Raw genomic sequence first — 440 nt, 5'->3', positions numbered from 1 at the left:
GTTCAGCGTCGATGAAGAAGAGCAGGTACGTGAAATTTACGGACCCGTTCACTCACGCCTGCTAAAACAGGCGCTTGACCTAATCAATAGCGCGGACGAAGCGCGGGAAAAGTCGCAACCCCCGGCGTAAAGTTTCTGATGGCGCTTGCGCTCCGCATGGGGCGCACGCTCTCTGAGCTTAGGCAGACCATGACAGCAAGCGAGCTTCTGATGTGGATTGAGTTCGACAGGCAAAGCCCNTTACGCACGTTGTCGTAACCAATCAGCGACACATCTTGCGGGACGCGCAGGCCCATCTCGTCAGCGGCGCAAAGCGCGCCCATCGCCATGATATCACCACCACAGAAAGGACCCGTTTGCAGGGCTTGAGGCTGCATTAACAGCAGCAACTCAGTGACATTTATTCAGTAAGATAATAGGATTTACCTCATTGATGATGT

General features: G+C 53.8%; 1 protein-coding gene and 1 pseudogene. One reads left to right on the top strand and one right to left on the bottom strand.

Annotation, left to right across the window (positions count from 1 at the left end; translation table 11 throughout):
- Positions 1-130 (top strand): phage tail assembly chaperone (locus FDX22_RS27280; RefSeq protein ID WP_222592576.1); only part of this gene is annotated, 130 nt, incomplete at its 5' end.
- 112 nt (positions 131-242) lie between these two features.
- Here the strand turns inward: FDX22_RS27280 and FDX22_RS27275 are convergent.
- Positions 243-356: pseudogene (locus FDX22_RS27275) on the bottom strand (substrate-binding domain-containing protein); the annotation flags it as partial.
- Positions 357-440 lie beyond the last annotated feature (84 nt).

The organism is Citrobacter sp. TBCS-14, assembly GCF_005280805.1.
Taxonomy (GTDB): Bacteria; Pseudomonadota; Gammaproteobacteria; order Enterobacterales; family Enterobacteriaceae; genus Citrobacter; species Citrobacter gillenii.
This window is presented reverse-complemented; position numbering and strand designations above follow the sequence as displayed.